This is a genomic window from Methyloversatilis sp. (assembly GCF_030698125.1).
GTDB lineage: Bacteria > Pseudomonadota > Gammaproteobacteria > Burkholderiales > Rhodocyclaceae > Methyloversatilis.
The window spans coordinates 12808-34962 of the sequence record NZ_JAUYNV010000050.1; the positions used below are offsets into that span (position 1 = coordinate 12808).

The window sequence follows — 22155 nt, forward strand, 5'->3', positions numbered from 1 at the left end:
GTCTGTCGCTCCTCCGGCAAAGCTTTTGCAGGCTTTGTGCCAAAGAGACGACGAAAGGAATGACCTATTCCGACCGAAAACGACTTTCCGCCGGGTCGAGCAAGGTCAGATCATCGGGCGAGCCGGACAGCGCGTCAGCATGCGAGGACGAAAGAGACTTGGGCTTGAGCTCGGCCTCGGCCTCGGGCTCGTCAGGCGTTTCGGGAAGCGCTTTCGACTCGGGCGGCAAGTCAGGCAACAGTTCCGGTTCCAGCAGTTCGACCGTCGGTTCGGTCGTCGATTCGGCATCGATCACCGGACCAAACCAGTCGGCCGGCAGCGTCGGCGACAGCGTTTCCCGCGCATGCGCAAGCTGGGCGACCATCGACGCCGGCAGCGGCTCGAAAACGCTGAAGTCTTCGATGTACACGTCCAGCCCGTCCATGGTGTTGAAGGGGCCGGCGTGGAACAGCTTTTTCAGCGCCGCGCGCTTCACACCCTCATCCACCTTGTCGCCCAGAAAGCCGCGGAAGTCGGAGTCGAAGTCGAGCGATTCGACTGGCGGCAACGGCACTTCGGGCTCGGTCTGCGGCGCTGTGGCGTCGGCCGCCGCAACGACGACGGGCGCGGCGTCAGCCGGCGCAGATTCTGCCGCGGCCTGCTTGAGCCGCGACCAGCGACCGAGAAAGCCGCGTACCGGATCATCGGCCATGGCCGCCGCCCCCGTAATGGGTGTTGCCGTCACCGGTGCGCGCAAAGCGTTTCTGCCTGCGCGGCTCGGGCGCCTTCTGGAAGCGGCGGGCAAAGGCTTCGATCCAGTCACGAATTTCGGGCGGCATCGGCAGTCCGTCCACCTTCTCGCCCGAATCCATCCAGCGTGCCGCCTCACCGTAGCTGGCGCTCAGCTGCATCGGTCGTACCGGTGGTTCGGCCTCTTCGTCCGGCCGCCACATGACGAAGATGCGCGGCTCGGCCGCGGTCACGTTGAGCAGGTAGTTGTCGGCTTCGTCGGTGTAGAGCGTGAAGTCGAGCGGCGGGAACAACCACTGCATCGCCGCTCCGGAATCGGCAAAAACCACAGGTGCTGCAGGGTTTTGCGGGCCTTCGGGCTGCAGCGCGCAAGCCTCCCACGCGTGGTCGGCCCACTTGTTGTGCAGCACCCTGCGCTCCATAATCACTGCCAGCCTGAGGGTGACCGGTTCGTGTTCCATCCGCTCTCCATGCACAATCTTTTTCCTGCCTTCCTGTCGAACGGGTTCGCGACCCCGAACTTCACGCCGCGCTGCCCATGAGCGAAAAGATCATACATCTGCTGGACACCCGCACCGCCGCGCGCACCGCGGCGGTCGTGCCCGACCTCGCCATACCGGCCACCGGCCGGCTGGACGACACGCGCGGCCGAGCGGTACGCGACCTGAGGATATCGGTCACCGACCGCTGCAATTTCCGCTGCGTCTACTGCATGCCGAAAAGCGTGTTCGACAAGGACTACCCGTATCTGGCCCGCGCCGAGCTGCTCAGTTTCGAAGAGATCGAACGCATCGCCACGTTGTTCGTTGCGCACGGCGTGAACAAGCTGCGCATCACCGGCGGCGAGCCGCTGCTGCGCAAGAACATCGAACAGCTGATCGAGCGCCTGGCGCGGCTGCCGGTCGAAATCACGCTCACCACCAACGGCACCCTGCTGCCGCAGAAGGCGCGCGCGCTGCGCGATGCCGGCCTCACGCGCGTGACCGTCAGCCTCGATGCGATGGACGACGACACCTTCCGTCGCATGAATGACGTCGACTTCCCGGTCAGCCAGGTGCTCGAAGGCATCGACGCGGCGCATGCCGCAGGGCTCACGCCGATCAAGGTGAACATGGTGGTCAAGCGCGGCACCAATGACCACGCCATCGTGCCGATGGCGCGCCATTTCAAGGGCAGCGGCCACATCGTGCGCTTCATCGAATTCATGGACGTGGGCTCCAGCAACGGCTGGAAGATGGATGAAGTGCTGCCGAGTGCCGAGGTCATCGCGCGCATCCACGCCGACATGCCACTCGAGCCGATCGGTGCCAATTACCCCGGAGAGGTCGCCCAGCGCTGGCGCCATGTCGATGGCGGCGGCGAGATCGGTGTCATTTCGTCGGTTACACAGGCCTTCTGTTCAAGCTGTACGCGGGTGCGACTGTCCACCGAAGGAAAGATCTACACCTGCCTGTTCGCCACCGAAGGCCACGACCTGCGCGCATTGCTGCGGGCAGGTCGCAGCGACGCAGACATCACGTCGGCCATCGGCGCGATCTGGCAGGCACGCGGCGACCGCTACTCCGAAGTCCGCACCGCCGACACGGCCGCCCGGCGCAAGATCGAAATGTCCTACATCGGTGGTTGACGTGGCCCGCCTCCCCAGACCCCTGCTCACCGACGCGGCCCGCCCGGCCACGATTGAAATACCCGCCATCAACGAGCGTGGCGAAACAGTGCCGACCGCGATTGCCGGCGAACATGCGCTGACGCTGTATCTGGACAAGCGCGAACTGGTGACGCTGATGACACTCGGCGGCGCGCCCGAGGCGCTGGTCATCGGCTGGCTGCGCAACCAGCGCATGCTGGCGTCGATCGACGACATCGTGTCGGTGCAGGTGGATTGGGAAGTCAATGCCGCCGCCATCACCACGCGCCATGGCGTGGCCGATCTCGACACCCGCATGGCCACGCGCACGGTGACCACCGGCTGCGGCCAGGGCACGGTATTCGGCGACCTGATGGAAGACATCGAACGCATCCGCCTGCCGGCCGATGCGCGCCTCACCGAAAGCGCGCTGTACGCGATGCTCGACGTCGTTCGCACGCACGAAACCATCTACAAGCAGGCCGGCGCGGTGCACGGCTGTGCGCTGTTCCGCGGCGCCGAACTGCTGTACTTCGTCGAGGATGTCGGGCGCCACAACGCGGTCGACGCGATCGCCGGCCACATGTGGCTGGATGGCGTCGACGGCGACGACAAGATTTTCTACACCACCGGCCGGCTCACGTCGGAAATGGTGATCAAGGCGGCGCAGATGGGCATCCCCTTCCTGGTGTCTCGCTCCGGCCTCACGCAGATGGGTTATGACATCGCGCGCCAGGTCGGCATCACGATGATCGGCCGCTCGCAGGGCAAACACTATCTTCTGCTGACCGGCATGGAGCGCTTCGTGCGCGACGGAGCGGCCACATGAGCGCAGGCATCACCGGACTGGTGCTGGCCGGCGGACTCGGCCGTCGCATGGGCGGCATCGACAAGGGGCTGCAGGAATTCCGCGGCGAACCCATGGTCGCTCAGGTCATCCGCCGCTTCGCGCCACAGGTCGATGCACTGATCGTCAACGCCAACCAGAACATCGAGCGCTACGCCGCCTTCGGCCACCCGGTCGTGCCCGATGTCATCACCGGTTATGCAGGCCCGCTGGCGGGCCTGCATGCCGGCCTGAACGCCTGCCGCACGCCGCTGCTGGTCACCAGCCCATGCGACTCGCCCTTCCTGCCGCTCGATCTGGTCGCCCGCCTGCATGAAGCACTGGAACGCGAGGGCGCCGACCTCGCGGTGGCGCGCACCGGCGAGCAGTCGCATCCGGTATTCAGCCTGGTGCGGCGCCATGTCCTGCCCGGCCTGACCGATTTTCTCGACGGCGGCGGGCGCAAGGTCGACCTCTGGTATTCGGCATTGAAGGTGGTCGAAGTCAGCTTCGACGACCAGCCCGATGCCTTCGCCAACATCAACACGCTGAACGAACTGGCCGCACTCGCCGTGCGCCCCGACACGCCATGACAGATCGCTTCACACCGGTCGCGGACGCCCGCGCCCACATCCTTGCCGCCTGCGCGCCGGTCGCCGGTACGCAACGTGTGCCGCTGCGCGACGCGCTCGGCCGCGTGCTGGCCGCCGACGTCATTTCACCGGTCAGCGTGCCGCCGCACGACAACTCGGCGATGGACGGCTACGCCGTACGCCACGCCGACCTGTTGGCCGACGGCGACACGCGGCTGGCCGTCGTGGGTCAGGCGTTCGCCGGACATGGCTGGGCGGGCGAAGTCGCCACCGGGCAGGCGGTGCGCATCATGACCGGTGCGGTCATGCCGGCCGGTGCCGACACCATCGTCATCCAGGAAACCGCGCGCCTAGACGGCGACACGGTCATCGTGCCGCCGGGCCAGAAAGCCGGTCAGCACCGCCGCCGCGCCGGCGAAGACCTGCGTGCAGGTGACCCCGCGCTGCGCGCCGGCCGCCTGCTGCGCCCGGCCGACATCGGTCTGGCCGCCTCGCTCGGCATTCCGGAACTGACCGTGCGCCGGCGCGTGCGCGTCGGCGTGCTGTCGACCGGTGACGAAGTGATGTCGATCGGCGACGCACCGCGCGAAGGCGGCATCTATGACAGCAACCGCTACACGCTGACCGGCATGCTGACGCGGCTGGGTTGCGAAGTGGTCGATCTGGGGGTGGCGCGCGACACGCGTGAGGCGCTGTCGGCCGCACTCGAATCGGCTGTCGGCGAAGTCGACGTGATCATCACCAGCGGCGGCGTGTCGGTCGGCGAGGCGGATTTCGTGCGCGAAATCCTCGCCAGCCTGGGTGAAGTCAAGTTCTGGAAGATCGCCATGAAGCCGGGCCGGCCGATGGCTTTCGGAAAGCTTGGCAGGGGCGAACGCAGCACATTGCTGTTCGGCCTGCCCGGCAATCCGGTCGCCACCATGGTCACCTTCCATTTCTTCGCGCGTGACGCGCTGCTGACGCTGATGGGCATGTCACCGGTCGCCGCGCCCATCCACTTCGCTGCGCTGAGCGACACGGCGATGAAGAAGCAGCCGGGTCGCACCGAATACCAGCGCGGCATCCTCGAACTGCGCGACGGCCGGTGGCATGTCGCGGTGACCGGCGCCCAGGGCTCGGGCATCCTGCGCTCGATGTGCGACGCCAACTGCATCATCGTGCTCGGTGACGACTGCGGCAACGTGGCGGTCGGCGACGCAGTGCATGTCATTCCGTTCGAAGGCCTGATCTGACGGTGCAGGCCGACGACGATCAGCCGGGCGAAGCCTCGCCCTACCTCACGGCACGCGAAGCGGCCGCCTATCTGCATCTGAACGAAAAGACGCTGTACGCAATGATCCAGGAGGGCGGCATTCCGGCCACCAAGGTGACCGGCAAGTGGCTGTTCCCGCGCGCGCTGCTGGACGACTGGCTGCTCGAATCGACGCACGGCGGCGTGCTGGCCGACCGCCTGCTGATCGCCGGCAGCGACGACCCCTGGCTGGCGCACAGCATCGCGCGGCTGGCGCAGCGTGCCGACGACGGCACGCTGATTGCCTACAGTCCGTGCGGCACGCGCAAGGGGCTTGCGCTGCTCGCCCAGCGACGCGCCAACGCCTGCCCGATCCACTGGGGCGATGCGCAGCACGCCACGCGCCGGCATGCGCTGCTGCTGCGCGAATACATCGGCAGTTCGGGCTGGGTCATGGTGCAGCTTGCGCTGCGCGAACAGGGCGTCATGCTGTCGCGCACGACCGCCCCGGTCGCCACGCTCGCCGACTTGCTGGCCCGCCAGCCGAAAATCATCCAGCGCGGCAGCGGCGCCGGATCGCAGCACTTCTTCGTGCAGGCGTGCACCGCGGCCGGCCTCGCGCTGCCGGCACTGACGCAATCCGCCGCCACCGAACGCGAAGCCGCCTTCATGGTGGCCAGCGGTGCCGGCGATTGCGCCCCCGGCACGCGCGCCGCCGCCGGCGAATTCGGCCTGCCCTTCCTGTCGCTCGGCCGCGAGGCGCTAGACCTCGTCATGCCGCGCACGCTGTACTTCCGCGCATTGCTGCAGCAATTGCTGGCCGAACTGTCCAGCGCCGACAGCACCGACCTCGCCGCCCGGCTGGGCGGCTACGACCTGGCGCCACTCGGAAAACTCCGCGCGGCAGCGACCGAGGCGGGGTGAAGCGCTGCTGTTGGGCATCGCTGCGCTCACCCCAACCAACGGGGGAAGCCACGTGATCAGCCCGTCCCCAACCCACGAGAGACGCCACGTGATCAGCCTGTAGGTTGGGGTGAGCGCAGCGATGCCCAACACCGCCCACCGCAACGGCGCCCTCGCAGCAAGCCGCGCGGCCGCTCGCGTCAGTTGGCGCGCGTTGCGCGTTCCTTGCAGTCTTCGTCCTTGCTGTCGTCATCGCAACCGGAGGCCGTCGGATCTTCACCCAGACCGACCAGTTCGACGGTCAGGATGGAGTTCTGATCCCGCTGTTCCCGCCCACCCGACGCCGTTGCAGCGGGGTCTGACGCCGCACGCTGTGACTCGTTATTGTTGGTACTGACGCCGCTGACGGGGGCTGCGGCTGGCGCACTGACAGCGGTACCGCTGGTGGCCCCGCCGACCGATATGTTGTCGGCGCCAATCACTCGTTGCGCACCCACTTCGAAATTGCCACTCACGCGAATGCCTGCGTCACCGGCATCGATCTGCCCGTTGGGTGCGTAGAGACGGACATCCCCCTCTCGCGTGTCCGGTCGTGTTTTCAACGTCCCGATGCCGGAGCCGGATACCGCCCCACTGACGTCAAGAACGAAACTGTCGCCCACTGCGCGCAACTGCGGCGGAGGCGTGGCAGCGGCCGTCTTCGAGCCACGGCCGGCATCCTGGTCGCCGAAGCTGCTCCACTGCTGTATCGAACCGCCGTCCAGCGTGAACACCCGCGACACGCCGACCTGGATATCGTCGCGCGCGATGACGTCGATGTTGCCCTTGCCCACCACGACGACACCGGAACGCGATGCATCGCCGCCACTGCCCGAAGGCAAGCCGATATTCACGCTGCCGAACGGCGCGAACAGCGCAATCGCCGACGCGTACTGCTTGGCTGACGCGGGAATCGACGGATCGGCCAGTTCGCGCAACGACCACACGTTCTGCACATCCTGCTCAGTCTTGATCTGGCTGCGGAACAAATCAATGCTGCCTCCGCCGCTGGCGCTTTGCGGGTAGTTGATACCGTTCACCTCCGTCTTCACCACCTCGCCGTCGACGGTCTGCGCTTCGTACGGGAACACCTTCTCCATCAGCTGGAAGCCAGCGGCATAACTCGTTGGGCCAAGACCCAGCGCAACGCCCGCTCGCCCGACATAGCGCAGCGAAGCAAACAGCACTTCGTTCAGCGCAACGCGCTGACTGTTCATGAAGGTTGTACGTTCATCCTGCGACAGAGTCGCGAACAGCGAACGTGCGCCTTCCATACTCATCGACGGGTCATCGCTGCGTGTCCTCATCGCGCCAAGCAGCGCTTCGTCCCAGGCGGCAAACCACTTCGCCAGGTCGGCCCGACCTCTTTCCCGGGCGCTGACCAATCCGGCGTTCTGTTCGTCAGCCAGTACGGCATCCAGAGAGGTGCCTTCGGCCGCGAGCAATGCCTGCAGACTCCGATCGAAACTGTCGTCGCCAACTGCCGTGCCGGGACGGGCGTACGCAAGGAGCGCCTCATAGTCGATCACCGAAGTGCCAGCAAGCACCTGGATGGCTGACGCCGATGCAGGCAGATACGGGTTGTCGTAGTTGCCGCGCGACACGATGCCGTAGGAGTTCGCCAGCACGACATCGCGGCCGGCAGCGATCAACAATTCGCCGCCCCCCCCGATGACGATGCCTTCGCCCTCGTTGTCGATCAGAGGCCCGCCGGGCGAACTCGTGGTGGTGGAGAAAATGACATCGCGTCCGGCTGAAATGAGCGAACTCGAGTCGGCTGTCGGGTGATCCACCCTGAGCCCGAAATCGCGAATATCGCGCGCTGCGCTGATCGTTACCGGAATCGGCGACACGAGTGCGTTGAACACGCCCGACGGGCTGCTCGAATCGGGGCCATTCACATCGCCGGTCGCCGACACTACATGCACGCGACGATCACCACGGGCAGCCAGCAGATCGGGGTCGTGACGGCCGGCGCCCGAGAACTCGCCGACCTGATAGAGCGCATCGCGATCGCCCGTCGTGTTCACCGGCTTGCGGATTGATGGCAACGCGGACGGTGCAACATCGGACATCACCAGTGTCGCGTTGAAATCTACATCCTTCAGCGCCAGCACATCGAGTGCCCCGCGCGCCGACGGATGCATGACGCCACCCGCAACGCCGGCTCCGCCGGACACCGACACCAGCGAAAGCGATGCCGGGAGTTTTCCGCCTCCGCCGAGGAACGCATCTCCGCCAAGCGAGGTGATGCCAAGGGAGGACTGCGCACTGTACGTCGAGAAATACGCTTGCGTTCCGCTGCCTTCGAGGGTCGGGTTGCTGACTGCTGCCACGACGGCATCGCCCTTGGCTGCGATACGCACCATGCTGTCCATCATCGATACGCGCACGCCGGACGTGCCGCTGTCGGTAGCACCGACCCGACCGCCGGCATCTACATCGATATTGCCTGCGGAAGACATCAGCGTGACATCGAGCACATCACCCGCACTACGTATCGAAACGTCTCCCGCATCACTCATGCGCAAAGGCGAATCTGCTGCCTGCGTGCCCACTGCTCCGGTCAGTTGTGCGCCACCTGCTGCGGCAAGGACGACATTGCGGACATTCCCGCCGGTCTGCACGCGAAGATCACCACCACCGAGCGTGGCAACACCCTGGCCAAACTGAGCGTAATCAGCCCACCATCCCGGCGCCTGCCCCTGCAGGATGCTGCCATCCGCGGCCAGCGCGGCCTGGCGGCGTAGCCAGTTCGTCACATCGGCGGGAGCCGCCGTAACATTGTCGGCGGTGCGCAGATCACCACCGGCATTCACGATCACGTCACCTCCGAACTGCCCGTAGCGCACGCCCAGCACAGCATCCTGCGCACCGATGCTGTAGATGGCCGAGGTGGCGCTGCCCAGTATCACGTCGGCCGCCGCGCTGACTTCGAGTCGGCCCTCACCGGTACGCAACTGCCGGCCGGCGCCGACAATGACCGAGCCGGCATTGCCGACTGTCGCCATCGGATCGGCTGCCATTGCATCGGCACCCGCCACCACGCGCATGGACCAACTGCTGTTGTCAGCCCCGACACGCGTACGCGTGTTGTTGAAGCGGTCCACACCGTCGGAGATCGTCGCATTGATGCGCACGTCGCCGGTTGCGGCGAGGGTCAGCGAACCTGCGTGTTCGCCGTCGCGCCAGTAGGGCACATACACCTGGGCGTTGCCGGACGTCCCGCCACGTATTGCGTGTTCGCCGAAATTGAGCTCCTGGCTCACCACTAGATCACCATTCGCCCGTATCTCGGCGGCCGCGCGCACGCCGGCGCCTGCCATGTGGTCGAGCCCGACGGATGCAAGAATGCGGTCGCCGTGCTGTATCACGGTGCGGGTATCGGTCAGCACGGCAGAACCCGCCCAGATTGCATCTACCTTGGCCGATACGCTGTCCCCCACTGTCTGATACACCTGCTCGCGGCTGGCTGCGGCCACGGTCGTCGGCATCTGGAAGCGGTTATAGGCATAGGCCACAAAAGCAGCATCTCGCGCGACGTCGGCGCTGCCTGCTCCAGTTGCCGCGGCCGCTGTCTGTTCGACCGCCGTCGGGATGGCAATCAAATCATTGACCCGGCTGTCGGCCAGCATGAGGAAGGCCGGATGATCGGCCGCCAAACCGGTGGCGGCGCGTACGCTGCCGAGTATCCGGGTGGCTGTTGCGCCGGTGTTCCGCGCGACATCGGTCGGGTTGCTCGCACCAATTCCTGCGATGACGGCTTCACGTGCGGCAGCGATCTGCGCCGCGGAAACCATCGGGTTGCCCGGATCGGTATTGAACGCAGACAGGGCCGCTGCAACGACGCCTGCGGCCCCCTCTCCGTTCAGGACCGCCTGCGTGATCGCAGACTGTGCCAGGGCTCGTATCGTGATGTCCTGACTGTCGTCGCTGGTGACCTGAGTAGCCTGATAGGCCAGCGTTCCTGCCAGGTAGCTGGCAGCATCGAGGCGGGTCAGCGCTGCAAAGTCATCACCGTCGGCGGCACCGCTCAGGTGCAAACCGAAAATGACGCGCGCAGCTTCTTCAGCAGTCGTGCGCGCATTGGCATTGACCGAATTTCGCTGTGACACATTGGACAGCACCGCAGCATCGACGTAGATCACCGACGTCCCGGTCAGCGCTCCGATCATGCCGCTCGAAGGCGTACGCGCGCCGACTACCGGCACCGTAAAGCTCACCTTGCCATCGCCGCCCGTCGCGGTGATTTCATTGCCGTCGTAGACCTTGACGCTCTCCACCCACACCTTGCGCGCACCGTCGATCTGCGCCCCCTCGGCACGCAGCGCAAGATCAAGACCGTCGTCCGACCGCGGCGCGCGCAAGACCACTTCACCGCCCGCCGCCCCGGCAGTACTGCTGCCCACATCGATGCGACTGCCTGCCTCCAGAGACAGCATCGGCGACTGCGTACTCGTGTCGGCAGCCGATACGCCGAGTTCGACATGACCGCCATCACCGACGCTGCCACGCGCCAGTATCCGTGCGGAGTCCGTCAACGTCAGACGACCGCTGCCGTCACGTTCGCCGGCTTGCGCGAAAACACGTACGTCGCCCCCCTCGCTGCCGGACGCATCCAGCGTACCGGCGAGCGTGATGGCACCATCATCGGCAGCCAGCGCAATGCGCTCGGCACGTATGGTTTGCCCGTCATCGAGCCTGATGTCGCCGGAACGCACGCGCACGGCGCGCGACTGCGTGAAGCTCCCTGTAGCACCCGCAAGCGGGCTGAGCGACCCGTTCCCACCCAGCGTATCGACGTCGGCGACGAATGCCCCGCCGGCACCGCCGGTCTCGGCCGCACCATCGAGCGTGGCACCGAAGCCCACCGTACCCTTGATCGCCGAAAGCGCAAGCAGGCCGGCGTCAGCGCCGCCCTTTCCGGCGACGCTCACCCTGGCACCCGAGGCGAGGTCAATGTTCCCGTTGTCGGAACGCAGCGTGATCGCGCCAGCGCCTACACCGACAGTCTGACTACCCAGTTTGGTGCTGAAACCATCAGCGTTCAGGCGCGCGGTCGAAGCGACGGAGACGTCACCGCTCAACGCCCGAACCTCGATGTCGCCACCATTCATATCCACGCGACCCGAGATCGATACGTCCTCCCCCTGCAGAGACAGTTTCCCGGCAAGCCCGGAAGGCGCCCTCGCAGCACTGTCGCCTCCGCGCACAGTCAGAATACCGTCAGCGCGCACTGTCGTTTTCGCCGCCGTCGCCGTCGTCACACGCGCGGCGGAAATGTCGAGTGCACCGGACACGTCATGAGTACCGCGTGCGCTGCCCGTCAGCTCGTCGCCGGCATGCATGTTCACCTGGTCAAAGCCGGCATAGGCAAGCGAAGCTTCGAGCTCGCCACTTGCCGTGCTGCCGAGCTCGATATCGCCGCTGGCGACGATATCGAGCTGTGCGCCACGACCGGCCACGCCAGAAACATTCGACGTCGCCGCTGACGAATTCGTCAGCGCGACATTCTTCGCCTCGATGCGGGCAACGACCGGCGCACCACCTATGGCAGCACCATCGCGACCCGTGATGGACGCCGCGTCCAGTGAAAGAGTGTTCATGGCGGCCGAACCGATACGTACCGAATCGATCAGGCTGATTTCGCCATAGCTGCGCAGATTCAACACCGACAGGGCGGCCAGTGCATCCAGCGTGTCCTGCCGCAACACCAGGCCGGTCGCGTTGCCGACTGGGTCGCCCAGCACGAGCTGCCCTGCAGACAAGCTCAGGCTGCCCCCGGCCGCCGGGTTGAGCGACCGCACATCATTGTCAGGAAGTGACACCGAACGCGTCGCATCGAGCGTCAGGTGGCGTCCGGCCAACACTGCGCCCTGTCCGACGACGACATCGCCTCGTGCGCCCACCGGCGCCGTGCGCAGCAGAGCGGCCTCCCCTGCACTCGCAACACGCACGAACGCCCCGTCCGCTGCTGCGCCGCTGCCTTCGACGCGATACACAGCGTTGCCGCGCCCGGATTGGGGCGCCGCTTCGATGCGGCTGCCGGCAGCGACTTCAATGCGATCGGTCGCAGCGAACAGCAGTTCGGGCGCACGCAGTGCTTCACCGTCGCCCGTCGCCACCCTGACCTGATCGCTCAGATCCGCGAGCACCCAGCTGCCGTCCGCGGCGCGCGCCCGCGTGCCACCGAGCAATACGCTGTCTGCCCCAAGCGCATTCAGCGTGGCAACATCCACCGCCAGCTCCGAATCAGCGGCCGATGCGCCGCCTCCGACCACCGCCAGTTTCGTGCCCGACACGTCGATCTGCGCACCGGCGCCGCGGCGCCCCAGCGAATCGGTGCCGGCAGCCGTACCGAGGCTCCCGGCCAAAGTGAGGCTGGTTTGCGCAAGCAGTTGCAGGCGCCCGGCGTCGGCGAAGCGCGCGCCGCCGTCCGTATCGAAGAACTCACTGCCCTGGGTTTCAATGTATTCGGAACGTAACCGTGTCTGCGCGCCATTCCAGACCTCGACAGCAAGCGCCGGCGCTGCGGCCGCAAAGGTGTCGCCTGAAAGCGTACGACCGATACGTGCCGCCACCAATTGGGTCCCATCGACCTGCTGACGTGAAGCCGCAGCGTCAAATTCGCCGGCCGCGCTGCGCACGGTCAGCACAAAAGCGCCCTCCATCAGGCCGTAGCGGGCCGGCAAAAGTACATATTTTCCGGCCGGCAGTCCGCCTGCTGCGGTCAGTAGTTCTATCGTGGCGCCCTGCTCGATTCCGCTTTCGGCCCACAGCGTCGGGTCATACGGGACCGAACCCGCGCTCACCATCGGCACGACTGCATAACGCTGCAGGCCATCGACCGGTGCCAACACATCGGTTGACCCGCCTGGACCAGGAATCCACTCGGCCGCACTGACATCACCCCTGCCCGACAGGTCGACCAGCGAGCCGGCCGAGGTCACTACATTGTCAGCTTCCAGTCGAACGCGTTTATCCGGTGCCGACTCGATGTTGTTCACCACGCCCGGACTGAAAATCCATTCGCGGCCTGAGGTTGTCGTCGTGCCGAAGGGCACCACCACATCATCTCCGGCGACCGAAGTGATGCTGCCGGACAGCAAGGTGACCGTACTTCCGGAAAAGGCCTGACGCAACACGCTGCTGTCATTCACACCTGCGGTGTCGTCAATGCGCGCCGCCACCAGCAACAGGCTGCCCATCGGCGCCCTCAGATAGCCCGCCTGCTCGATATGCGGTGCCACGAGTTCGAGGTCGCCATAAGCCGACAACGCCACACCAGGCGTGCGACCGCTGGATTCGATGCGCAGCACACCATCCGGCCGGTTGCGCAGTTCAATGTCGAACGCGCTGCCCGAAGTCGGATAGACCTGTGCCGCACGCAGCGTCAGGTCGGCGTTCGTTGCCAGGCCGCCACGCAGTTCGATAGCCGCGTCAAGCTGACTGCTCACACGCTCCAGCGCACCGGTCGCCTGAATGTCGCCGGCGGCGGACAGCAGCACCTGATCGAACCCGTCGATGAAGCTGCGCCCGCGCAGCATGATCTGTTCCGCCTGTACCGACAGCTTGCCAAGTCCGGTCGCAGTGGGCGGCAACGGACGGTTGGACGCTGCCTGCGGCCCAAGCAGGACATACGCCGCGCTCAGGTTGACGTTCGCATCGGCCAGACCGCGCACGTTGAACGCATCGATCTGCAACTGACCGGGCAAGCTCAGGTCGACACTTTCCGAAAACTCGACCAGCCGATTGCTGCGCAGGGTGAGATCGGAAAAGCCACCCGCCGAGATCAGGTCGGCCGCAATGCGTGCAACACCGACATTGCCGGTCACCGGAACACGTCCGCCGGCAGCGATGGAAGCCGATCCCGCCGCATCATCGTCGCTGACAACGATGCGGGGCGCCGCATTGATCACCGTACTCAGCGCCGGATTTCCCAGTGTGGTCTGGCCCACGTACAAGGAGTCATCGGTGCTTTGCCAGTCATCGCCGACCGGCTTGGTGAGTGCGAACACCAGCGACCCACCGGCCACGCTCGAGTCACCGCCGCGTGCGCTCAGACCGGCATCCCACATGACGCCTTCACGTGCAGAAATGCTGATGTCGCCACCCGTGCTCGCAACGTTGCTGCGTACCGCCGCAGTACCAGAGCGCAGCACCAGATCGAGCGGCGCAACGGCACCGTCGGCCCGCACCTTCGCACCCGCTCGGGCAACGATGAAGCCTCGCCCGGCATCGATATCGACAACGCCGCCGCCAAGCAGCTTACCGACATACCGCCCGGCAGCCAGTTGCAAGGGGTTATAGAACACGGTGCCTGACACGTCGATCAGGGCTGAATCCGTCAGATGGATCTGATCCGAGGTGATCAGGGTCGTTTCGTCACTGCCCGCTGTCTGGGTGTTCAGCGCCACCGAACCACCACGCGCAGTCAGTGTGCCGGCCAGCGTGATATTCCCGTTGGATCGCAGCGCGATGTGCCCGCCCGCGTCGACCTCGATCGACGCCCCCTGCTCCACCGTCACACCGCCATTCGGCCTGAGCGCACTGCTCAGTTCGATCGAAGTCGGCGAGCGGAACCACAGGTCGAGCGGCTTCAGTGTGCCCGCGCCGGCCAGCAGGCTGCCGCTGGGGGTGGCACGCATCGCCTGATCAATCAGACGAGCCGAGGGCCGTGGCTGCAGATGCGCGCCGGTACGCACGTTGAGCGTCCCGCGCGCACTCAGATTGAATCGCTCAAACCCGCCGGAGCCGACCCAGTCGTCGCCCAAGGTCAGAACGCCGCTGGCGCTGGTGTTCGTGTCAATGCCATCGACGATTTCGATCGCCGAAGCGGTCAGGTTCAAGGTACCGCCCTGCCCCGCCACCCGTCCATCGGTGAGCGCGTAGCCGGACAACTGGCCGTCGATCACCAGTCTGGACTGTGGCGCAGTACCGGTCGCCGCACCGGAATTTCCGCTCGCCAGTGCGATTTCACCCGCATCTCCGGGATGAAACTTACCCGCGCCATCGATCCAGCCGCCTGCGGATACGTCCAGCGAACCCGAAACCTGCAGATCCGATGTCGAAACAAGCTCGATCCGTCCTCCGTCTGCGCGAACAATCGGCGGACTGTTCACGCCGGGACGCGAAACGCGATCGTTGGTCCATGCCCCCGACACATCGATGCTGGCGCCAGCGCCGACAACGATATCGCGGGTTGCGGCATTGCCGCTGGCACCATTCACGTCAACGGTGTGCGCGACGAATTCGCCACCGGGCAGCCGGACATCGCCGTAAAGGTCAATCTCGCGTGCAGTCAGGGTAATGCTGGAGCCGGCAGCGGCCGATATACGGACGTCATCGGGCAGCACGACGTGGCCGCTTGATGTCAGTGACAGATGATCGATACCGCCGGCGAACAGCCCGGCGGACAGCAACAGTTCGTCCGGCGCGCTCGACGCCATATCGAAGCTGCGTGCTGGCGCCGTGGTCACGAAGCGCACATCGCCCACGGGCGCCAGCAAGGTGGTGCCGTCCAGATCCCCGGTGACGCGCAGCGTTCCACCCTGGGAGCGCGAAGATTCGTCCACGTTCAACCGCCCCTTTTGCTCAAAGAAGCGGCGGTTTTCCGACTGGAACTGCTGGCGCTCGCGCTCGGTCAGCAGCGCGTTGTAGCGATCAACAACGGCCGAGCCGGCACTTGAAGCAAGGGTGAGCTCATGCAATGCGGCGCGTACCGCAGCGCTGTCTCGTTGTAGCTGGCCGTTGACGGTCGCGGCATTCACCCGACCGTCGAGCGCAACGTGTGCGCCGCTTACGGTAAGCGTGCCGGCATCGCTGCCCACCGTGCGTGCCGCCACCTGCCGGGTCGAATCGAGGACGTTACCGGTGTAGCGCACATCAGCCGATGCCGAATTCGCCTTCACGCTGGTGCCTCCCACCATTTCGAGGCGCGACTCGTTAATGCTGCCGGCCTGATAGACGACGCTGCCGCCCGAAATGTCGAGGGTCGCACCACCCGATACGAGCACATCGCCCTCTGCCTGCAGCGCAATGCTGCCGCCAACGGCTGACAACTCCGAAACGCTGCGCGAAATGCCTGCGCGGTAGCCGGACACGTCAGCAAGCGGCGCGCCGGTCGCCGGATCGATGCCGTTCATCACATCGACCCATATTTTCTTGCCCGACAACATACCGACTGCCTTGCCATCGACCAGCCGGCCATACGCCGGGTCCCGCTGCAGCGGCGAGTCCTTCAGTTCATTGCTGCGCAGTTCGATCTGAACAATGTTGCGGCCTGCATCAACGGCCACGCCTTCGATGCCCGATACGTCGATGGATACGCCATCGCCCAGCACGACGCGCCCGGCTTCACCGTCGCGCGCCAGCGCAGTCACGGCCACGTTCGCAGCCGGTGCCAGGATGTGCGCACCGTTTCCGCCACTGTCCTTGCCGTCGAGCGACACACGATGACCGTTCACCCTGATTTCAGACGGATTGAACGCCACGTCGTCGCGCAAGGTGAGCACATTGCCATTGGCATCGTAGGTGTCTTCCGGCAGCACCGAAGTCGTGCTCGCGCTACCCAGCCTGACATCACCCGTACGCGAAAAACCGGGCACCTGCACGTCGCCCGTCGCCGTAGTGACGGTGCGCGCGACCATGGTGTCGCGTGCATTCAGGTGGATGGAGCCGTTCAGCGTGACGCTGGTCGTGGTGCGCGCCGATCCGAGCTGGTTCACGTTGAGCCCGGCCAGCGTGATGTTGCCGCGTTCGGCCACCAGCTTGCCCGCGACCTCATTGCTCACGGTGCCGCCATTGTCGACTTCGATCAACAACCCACGCAGCCGGGAATCCAGCGAGTCCGCCAGATAGACCTTCTCGCCGGCTGCCAGCAGCACCTGCCCCTGGTTCGCCTGCAACGTGCCGGCGTTGGACACACGCGGTGCAGCGAGAACGATGCGGCCATTGTCGGCCGCGATGATGCGTGCTCCAGCCTGCACCATCACGTCGCCCGCCGAGGCATCGCCGCTCAGTGCCGCACCGGTGACGCCCAGCGCCGACAGCGAGCGGTTGATCAGTTCGTCATTCAGTCGGAGCGACGATGCGACAAGTCCGCCGACATCGACCACGGCATTCGGCCCGAACAGCACACCGGCCTGATTGAAGAGGAACACCTGACCGTTGGCCTGGATGCTGCCGTAAATGTCACTGCGTGGCCCGCCCGGCAGCACGACGTTGATCGCACGCGACGTGACATCGGGCTGCACGAAACGCACCGCATGTCCCTGGTCGACGCTGAAACTGTTCCACTGCATCACCACCGGCGCCGCCGTGGTCTGCGTGATCGTCATCGTCGAGCCATTCACCACGGGTGCCGCTGCCATGCCGGGAGAATTGGGCGCAATGAACGTGCCTGCCGCAACAGGCAAGGGGCCATTGGCAGAGACGCCGAGCGAGAACGCGGCCGCCATCGCGCCTGCCAGTACGCGCAGCGTGGCGCAACGGCCGCGCTTGCCGCGCGCACGCATGTGCTCGGCGACAGGCACCCAGCAGCCGGTCAGATCATTGAATTTCAGACGATATCGATTGCGGTTCATGGCTATGCTCCTGCTGCTGTGGCGCCGGTCAGACAAACGTCTTCACGATGCCCACCCAACATGACCGGCTGGTTGCGTTCGTGGCTTGCATGCGCAACCAGCCGCTAAACAATCGTTAACTGCGGGCGCCCGCGAACCGGGCCACCCTCCGCCGGCACTCAGAACACGTACTTGATGCGCAGCACCGCGCGATTGTCACCATCAAGGGTTCGTCCGGGGCCATCGGCGCCGTCATGCAGGGCATGCGCCCACATCAGCTCTCCGCTGAAGGCCTGTGCGATGTCGAAGCGCAGCCCGATGCCTGCACCGGCCATCAATGCGCGCCCGGTCTGCCCGGGCAGAGGTTCGCGAATGCGCACTGTCGCCCAGTCATAGAAAGCAAGCGCGATCAGTCCGATGCGCCCATCGGCAAACGCCACCCGAGGTGCGCGCAATTCGACGCTGGCGCGCGTACCCATGTCACCGATACGCTCGCTTTCGAGATAGCCACGCACCGAATCAATCCCCCCGGCGGCGAATTGCTCGGTGTTGACCAGCGGCGAGCCCGTGCGCTGAAGGTCGATCCGCGCAAAGGCGCTGAAGCCGGCCATCAGCTGCCTCGTGTGCTGCAGGTCCAGGCGAAGCACGGAGAAACTGGGCGTGGCGCCAGGGCGCCGGCACTCGAACTGATCGACGACCACACCGTTGCAGTTGATCGAGCGTGCGTTGAAAGCCTCCATGCCCAGCGTGAGCCCCGCCCCGAAACGCCACTCGCTACCCACGTCGACCAGCGAGCCATTCCAGTTGGCCGCCAGCGTCGCGTAACGAACCGGCTGACTCAGATTGAATACGCCACCGAACAGCCGCGTATCCTGTTTGTTGTCCTTGTAGTCTCCGCCGAGCACCACCGAATGGAAGAGGCCGCCACGCATCGGGAGGGGTTTCACCCATCGCAGGCCGACCGTGCTGCCCCGACCGAGTGACTGCGTGCCGAACACGGTCGGTACGTCACTGTCACTGTTGACGGCATACGCCGCCAACGTGGCGTCCTGCCCCACCGGCATCGAATAGTTCAGCGCCCAGACTTCCACATCGTCACGGTTGCGCGGCGACACGAACCAGCTGACACCGAGGGAATGGCGGCGCTGCCAAAGGTTGTCGTAGCGCAGCGATGCTTCGATGCGCCCGGTCTTGGTGTCGGCGCTCTGCTTGTTGTTCAGTTCAACGCTGCCGTGCAGCGGTGACTTGTCTTCGATCGCCAGTTCCATCTCGACGCTGCCGGGGTTGCGGCCCGAACGCAGCAGCGGGGTCACCTGCATGTCGGGATTACGCGCCAGACGCCCGAGATCCTCCTGCACCTCGTTGAAGTTGGGCACGGTTCCCTCACCCATCGACGGCGTGCCTTCCTTGATCCGTGACGGCAGTGTGTATTCGGCACCCGCCACGCGGGTGCGCTGTATGCGCCCTTCGACCACGCGCAGTCGTACCAGTCCCTCATCCACCTTCTGTTCCGGCACCTCGACACTGACCGTCAGAAAGCCGGCGTCGTGATAGGCCTTTTCAAGCGCCGCGCGCGCGCCATCGACATCGGCTACCGTGCGCCGCTCGCCGAGAAAGGGGTACACCGCCCGCTCAATCGGATCTTCGGACAACACCGTGTTGCCATCGATTTCGTACTCGAAAATATCGAAGTGCTGCGTGGCGCCTTGCGCCCACGCGCAGGGGCCACCCAATAACAGGGCGCCGCACACCGCTGCACAACCCAACCATCGTGAAACGCGATTCACTCGATCATCCGTTCCAGCTGCAGGGCGACCTCATCCCTGCCGGCCGCTACCATCCGAAAAAAAGCGAGCCCGTCACCGGGCTCGCCTGCTGAAGGCACCCGCCGAAGCGGGCACCCGGGTGCTGCATCCGATCAGAAGCGACGCATCGGCGAGCACGAATTGCCGCCGCGCGAGAACTTCGTGACGTAAGCCGGCTTGGTGGTGTAATCGCCGATCGTCGGCAGCGTGGCGTAGGCGTTCGGCACCGAAGTGAAGTTGCCGCCGTCGTTGCCGGTATAGGTCGTGCTGCCGGCACGCTTGATGAACTCGGCGATGAAGGACTTCTTCGTGGCATTCACCGGATCATTCATTGACGGCACCGGGTCGCCCACGTCGTTCGTCACGGCATCGTTGCGGTACTGCATCGACAGTTCGTAGGTGAAGTCCCACTTGCCGTCGAGCAGGTTCTGCTTCGACGGAGCGATACCCGTCGCACCGGCCGACGAGGTCTGGCTCGACGGTGTGAATACACCGGCGCCGTCCATGTTGCGGAAGGTCCAGCCGCCTTCGGTCGCATGGTTCTCACGGCCGTAGCTGTCCAGCGACAGCACGCCGATGGCGCGGAAGGGCGTCGGCGAGCGGTCGAAGCGGACGCGATACCAGAAATCGTTCGACCCCTTGGTCTTGAAATCGGCGTGGTTCTGGGCTGCGAACAGACACTTGCGCACATCGCCGGAACCGGAGTTCTCGATCACGACATAGGCCGGCTTGCCATTCTCGTCAAGCACGCTCGGGTCGATCTCAAACGGGTCGGTTTCGCTGCCGTCGCCATTGCCGGTGAAGGCTTCCGGCGACGAGTCGGCGATACCGGCCGGCGCAACAGCCGCGTTGGACGCCGATGTGCAGGGGAAGCTGCCGTAGAAGGCGTTGTAGCTGGTCTGTGTGCCGGAACCATTGACGCGGCGACACACGATGACACCGGCGTTGGTACCATCGACCTGGTCCCAGTTGCGGATCAGACCCTGCAGCATCGAGCCGTAGGTGGTGCGGCTCAACGAGGTCGTTGCCGGCACGGCATTGGTGGCCACCTGACCGAACATCAGCGCATTGACCGCGAAGTTCGCGAACACGCCACGTTCGGCGTCGGTCAGTTCGGGCTGGCCGTTTTCGGTGTTGAACGGCTCGCGGAACATGCGCGGCTCGACGTCGGACACGCCGAAGTCGGAAATTTCACCGTTGTTCAGGCTCGGATCTTCGTGGTTTTCGACGCCCGGATCGATACCCTTGAGGCCACAACGACGGGTACCCAGATCGCAGTCGTCCATATTCAGCGACTGGATGCGCTGGGCACGGGCCACCGGGTCTACACCCCACACCGACCCACCCTTCGAGCGCTTGAAGAACGCAACCGGCGTGCCTGCGGTAACGCCCGGAATGCCGGCCTTGGCCGTGCCGATGAAGGCGCGGAAGTCAGTGCCGCTGATTTCAACGCCTTGCGCATTGGTGGCGCGGTTGCGGTACTCAACCACGTTATCGAGCATCTGGTTCGTCAGGTCGGCCAGGAAGTTGTCCGGTGCCGTGGCACCGGTCAGGTAGATCTTGGTGTAGCCGGTCAGATCGACCGAGGCGGCGTGGGCGGACATGCCGGCGAAGGCAACGGCGCACCCGGCGACGAGAGCTTTGATTTTCATTCAGACATCCTTTCAGGTGAGGCGAGTGCAGACGCACCCGCCGGATTCAGACAGGTGCGCAATCAGGCGCGACGACGGCGGGCGACCGCACCGATCAAGCCAAGACCAGCAAGCAGCATGGCGTAGGTTTCGGGTTCCGGCACGGCCGAAATCTGCAGGCGATAGCCGTCGTCCGCCATATAGGTGCGGGCGACGATCTGCAGGCCTTCCTTGGTCACGAAGGACTTTGCGGTCGGTGCGATCGACGACGAGCCGTAGAACACGTTCAGGTCCATCGATTCGCCGAGCGCAGCTGCGGTCGAGCCGTTGAAGCCGGCAACACCGCCAAGATTCACACCAAGATTGCCGGCGTATGCAACACCGTCGGCAACGACGGTTTCTGCATACCCGTCGAACGCATCGTTCGTACCCGCGTGCGTACCCTTGCCATTGACCGCACCGATATAGGAATCAAACCGGGTACCGATATCATTGAAGGCTGCGAAATTGATCGCACCAGCAGTATCAACCGAGAAAGTAACGAGGAAGCGGTCCGTACCGGCGGAATCACCGGCCATCAGGTTCCACATGACGGAGCCGCTGGACTTCGACAGGAAGGACGCGAAAGAGGGCAGCGCGACGTCGAGGAAAATGCCGTCGAGCGGGGTGTTCTTGACGGTGGAAATCGTCGAGCCCGCCGTCAGCGTCGAAGTCGTGGCCGACACAAAGTTGTTCAGACGGTCGGTGGTCGCAACATCGGCGGTGTAGCCGACGCCGTTTACGCTGTCCCATGCCGAGAACACGAGTTCCGAATTACCGTCGATCGGAGCGCCTTGGCCGTTGGTGATGCGGGCTTCCGCAACACCAGCGACAGCGGTCATCGCAACAGCGACTGCCAGCAGTTTGGTTTTGAACATGTAAATCTCCTAGGAAAGTTCGTGGGTGGTATCCGGCTTGCGCCGGACAGCCCTGCTCCACGAGGAAGCGGAACGAGAATGGCGGGCTCGCGTTACACCCGACCGAAGTGGGCAGTGCCAATGAATGAGCCGTTCGGACTATCTGCTGTAAAGAATTCCGTCCGTTGACCTGGGCGCGACGTTAGCGAGTGGAGATGACGAAACCGTTTCAGTCGAGCGGCCGTTTCATAGTCCGAACGGCTCATTAAAAATGGTCCGGCATCCGGAAATCGTTTCTGCACAAGGGTTTT

11 protein-coding genes are annotated in these 22155 nt (G+C 65.0%); 5 read left to right on the forward strand and 6 right to left on the reverse strand.

All coding sequences use genetic code 11. From position 1 onward, the window contains the following. Positions 1 to 64: 64 nt before the first annotated feature. On the reverse strand, positions 65 to 691 hold the full coding sequence (locus tag Q8Q80_RS15890; protein ID WP_305633857.1) for a DUF3306 domain-containing protein: 627 nt from the start codon (positions 689 to 691) through the stop codon (positions 65 to 67). Then, complete coding sequence (locus Q8Q80_RS15895; protein ID WP_305633858.1) at positions 681 to 1190, reverse strand: DUF3305 domain-containing protein; 510 nt, start codon at positions 1188 to 1190, stop codon at positions 681 to 683. Before Q8Q80_RS15895 ends, Q8Q80_RS15890 begins: the two co-directional genes overlap by 11 nt. 77 nt (positions 1191 to 1267) lie before the next feature. Here Q8Q80_RS15895 and moaA point away from each other — a divergent pair, with 77 nt between their 5' ends. From moaA to Q8Q80_RS15920, 5 genes are read left to right on the forward strand one after another with little or no spacing between them, the layout of a single operon-like run. Continuing rightward, on the forward strand, positions 1268 to 2356 hold the full coding sequence (gene moaA, locus Q8Q80_RS15900) for a GTP 3',8-cyclase MoaA (RefSeq protein ID WP_305633859.1): 1089 nt from the start codon (positions 1268 to 1270) through the stop codon (positions 2354 to 2356). 1 nt (position 2357) lies between these two features. Then, positions 2358 to 3185, forward strand: a complete 828-nt coding sequence (locus Q8Q80_RS15905) for a formate dehydrogenase accessory sulfurtransferase FdhD (RefSeq protein WP_305633860.1) — start codon at positions 2358 to 2360, stop codon at positions 3183 to 3185. After that, positions 3182 to 3775 carry a molybdenum cofactor guanylyltransferase MobA gene (mobA, locus tag Q8Q80_RS15910; protein ID WP_305633861.1) on the forward strand — a complete coding sequence of 198 codons (594 nt, stop codon included), beginning with the start codon at positions 3182 to 3184 and terminating at the stop codon, positions 3773 to 3775. Before Q8Q80_RS15905 ends, mobA begins: the two co-directional genes overlap by 4 nt. After that, positions 3772 to 5007 carry a gephyrin-like molybdotransferase Glp gene (gene glp / locus Q8Q80_RS15915; protein WP_305633862.1) on the forward strand — a complete coding sequence of 412 codons (1236 nt, stop codon included), beginning with the start codon at positions 3772 to 3774 and terminating at the stop codon, positions 5005 to 5007. Before mobA ends, glp begins: the two co-directional genes overlap by 4 nt. Positions 5008 to 5009: 2 nt before the next feature. After that, the gene (locus Q8Q80_RS15920) at positions 5010 to 5930 is read left to right on the forward strand and encodes a helix-turn-helix transcriptional regulator (protein ID WP_305633863.1); all 921 of its coding nucleotides are present in this window, start codon (positions 5010 to 5012) and stop codon (positions 5928 to 5930) included. A gap of 179 nt (positions 5931 to 6109) precedes the next feature. Here the strand turns inward: Q8Q80_RS15920 and Q8Q80_RS15925 are convergent, their stop codons facing one another. The 4 genes from Q8Q80_RS15925 to Q8Q80_RS15940 form a co-directional block, all read right to left on the reverse strand. Further along, complete coding sequence (locus Q8Q80_RS15925) at positions 6110 to 17533, reverse strand: filamentous haemagglutinin family protein (protein WP_305633864.1); 11424 nt, start codon at positions 17531 to 17533, stop codon at positions 6110 to 6112. Between the two features lie 158 nt (positions 17534 to 17691). Next, a complete protein-coding gene (locus Q8Q80_RS15930; protein ID WP_305633865.1) occupies positions 17692 to 19245 on the reverse strand; it encodes a ShlB/FhaC/HecB family hemolysin secretion/activation protein in 1554 nt (517 codons plus the stop codon). 185 nt (positions 19246 to 19430) lie between these two features. After that, the gene (locus Q8Q80_RS15935; protein WP_305633866.1) at positions 19431 to 20969 is read right to left on the reverse strand and encodes a hypothetical protein; all 1539 of its coding nucleotides are present in this window, start codon (positions 20967 to 20969) and stop codon (positions 19431 to 19433) included. Positions 20970 to 21031: 62 nt separating this feature from the next. Next, complete coding sequence (locus tag Q8Q80_RS15940; protein ID WP_305633867.1) at positions 21032 to 21865, reverse strand: PEP-CTERM sorting domain-containing protein; 834 nt, start codon at positions 21863 to 21865, stop codon at positions 21032 to 21034. Positions 21866 to 22155 lie beyond the last annotated feature (290 nt).

Coding starts and splice junctions, on each gene's coding strand:
- Q8Q80_RS15890 (WP_305633857.1), bottom strand. CDS start 691: ATGGCCGATGATCCGGTACGCGGCTTTCTCGGTCGCTGGTCGCGGCTC.
- Q8Q80_RS15895 (WP_305633858.1), bottom strand. CDS start 1,190: ATGGAACACGAACCGGTCACCCTCAGGCTGGCAGTGATTATGGAGCGC.
- moaA (WP_305633859.1), top strand. CDS start 1,268: ATGAGCGAAAAGATCATACATCTGCTGGACACCCGCACCGCCGCGCGC.
- mobA (WP_305633861.1), top strand. CDS start 3,182: ATGAGCGCAGGCATCACCGGACTGGTGCTGGCCGGCGGACTCGGCCGT.
- glp (WP_305633862.1), top strand. CDS start 3,772: ATGACAGATCGCTTCACACCGGTCGCGGACGCCCGCGCCCACATCCTT.
- Q8Q80_RS15925 (WP_305633864.1), bottom strand. CDS start 17,533: ATGAACCGCAATCGATATCGTCTGAAATTCAATGATCTGACCGGCTGC.
- Q8Q80_RS15935 (WP_305633866.1), bottom strand. CDS start 20,969: ATGAAAATCAAAGCTCTCGTCGCCGGGTGCGCCGTTGCCTTCGCCGGC.
- Q8Q80_RS15940 (WP_305633867.1), bottom strand. CDS start 21,865: ATGTTCAAAACCAAACTGCTGGCAGTCGCTGTTGCGATGACCGCTGTC.